Annotated in this window: 2 protein-coding genes; both read left to right on the top strand. The window is 43.2% G+C overall.

Going from position 1 to position 1,485, the window contains the following annotated elements:
- Positions 1-194: 194 nt before the first annotated feature.
- Positions 195-725, top strand: a complete 531-nt coding sequence (locus F6K49_RS48320) for an IS607 family transposase (protein ID WP_293109778.1) — start codon at positions 195-197, stop codon at positions 723-725.
- Between the two features lie 154 nt (positions 726-879).
- On the top strand, positions 880-1,362 hold the full coding sequence (locus F6K49_RS48315) for a helix-turn-helix domain-containing protein (protein WP_293109776.1): 483 nt from the start codon (positions 880-882) through the stop codon (positions 1,360-1,362).
- Positions 1,363-1,485: the final 123 nt, after the last annotated feature.

The raw sequence follows: 1,485 nt of genomic DNA, 5'->3' as shown, positions 1-1,485 counted from the left end.
TTATTCCAAAGCTGATAGCTGATACGCGACACGCTGATAGCTGATAGCTTACAGAAATGCTATATACTACACCTTAGTTTTTGACAAATGACAAATGACAACTAGCTAATGACAGAAACGGAAAGGGTTGACAACAGCTAAATAAAATCTATCAAGATTTGACACTATTTACCAAAACGTGCTAGATTTTAGCCATGGCACTCATACCCATCCGTAAGGCGGTCGAACTTACGGGACTCTCTCCGAACACTCTAAGGAAGTATGCAGACAATGGAACTCTCAGATGCGAACGAACCCCAGGGGGAACTAGACTCTTTGACTCAAAAGATCTTCTCCGTTTTGGAAAAACTCCAAAGTCTAACAGATCCCGCTGTTACACAGTCTGCTACTGCCGGGTCAGTAGCACCAAACAGCGAGACGACCTCGCTCGCCAAATCGCCTATCTGCATTCTCTCTTCCCCGAAGCAGAAATCATCAAAGACATCGGTTCCGGCCTCAACTACAAAAGAAAAGGGCTTAAAACCATATTGGAGCGAGTTGTCTGCGGAGATCAACTCACGATTGTTGTTGCCTGTAGAGACCGACTTACCCGATTCGGGTTTGAACTCATTGAGTACTTGGTCAGTCTCAACGGTGGAAAAATCCTGGTTCTCGACCAGCCTAAAAGCTGTCCCGAATCCGAGCTCACCGCAGATCTTCTCTCCGGAGACGAAACCTTAGAATAAAGAAGCCTTATTTCATGAGTTTTAACCTTTTTACCCATAGCCTGTCGCCTATAAAGGCTTCTTTATTCTTACGGTAACTTCAAAATCATTCACGTCTTCTCTTGCCGCGTCCACGGACTCAGAAAATACGACAAAAAAATCCAAGAAGATTCGAGTGTTCCTAAACCCTGAACAGCGAGCAACTATTCGTCAGTGGTTTGGAGTGTCCCGCTATGTTTTCAACAAAACCGTCAAAATACTGAAAGATGGCGAAATTAAAGCTAACTGGAAAGCCATCAAAACTGACATTTTAAATGACCTGCCCGAGTGGTGTAAAGCGGTACCTTATCAAATAAAATCTATAGCGATCAAGGACGCTTGTACTGCTGTCAGGGAGGCCAAGAAAAAATACCAAAAAACTGGACAGGTTAATCGGGTAAGGTTTAGGTCTCGTAAGAATCCTGTCCAATCTTGTTACATTCCTAAGTCAGCTGTTTCAGCAAAAGGGATTTACCACACCAAGTTAGGTGAAGTAACCTTTGCGGAAACACTTCCCGACAACATCTGTGATTGTCGATTGACTAGTACCAACGGGAATTATTACTTAATAGTTCCCCATAAGACAACTCAAGTCAAAGCCGAAAGCCAAGGTAGCTGAGGGGGTGACATGCAAGCTAAAATCCTTATTGGGTAATACTTTCAGCCGATATGTTACAAAAAGATACATACTAGTTTGGCCTGACCTTGGACGTAGTTATAAGGGTTTTAGCTTCTAGAACAT

The sequence above is a fragment of the Moorena sp. SIO3I6 genome (assembly GCF_010672095.1).
Note: the sequence above shows the minus strand (reverse complement) of the source record. Positions and strands in the feature narration are given on the sequence as shown.

What these genes read in the sequence shown, in the direction of transcription:
- F6K49_RS48320 (WP_293109778.1), top strand. Translation starts at nt 195, where the DNA reads ATGGCACTCATACCCATCCGTAAGGCGGTCGAACTTACGGGACTCTCT.